The 264-nt window shown below is 48.5% G+C and carries 1 protein-coding gene; it reads right to left on the minus strand.

Annotated elements, in window-relative coordinates; translation table 11 throughout:
• On the minus strand, positions 1-264 hold a 264-nt coding region (gene tssK, locus ACNQ0T_RS24405), incomplete at both ends, for a type VI secretion system baseplate subunit TssK (RefSeq protein ID WP_417930518.1).

Here is a 264-nt window from a genome sequence, read left to right on the forward strand (position 1 = left end):
TAATTCAGCACTTCCCTGGCAGGAAAGTAAGGGGGGAATGAAGTGGTTATCAAATTCCCACATCCCCTGAGCGTTGCGAATAAGGCGTGCAACAGGGCAGGTCATATAGGCTTCATTCTCATCATGAGCAAAACGCAGTGTTGCCACGTGACGTAGCACGGCAATATCTGTTTGTTCATGCCCTAATAAGTCTTGGACTTTAACCCATTCTTGGCTAAATCGACGTGGGCGATCGGTTCCTGTTTCGGGAACTAAGTTTCCGCC

The sequence above is a fragment of the Enterobacter cloacae complex sp.6700776 genome, assembly GCF_048284255.1.
Lineage (GTDB): Bacteria > Pseudomonadota > Gammaproteobacteria > Enterobacterales > Enterobacteriaceae > Enterobacter > Enterobacter intestinihominis.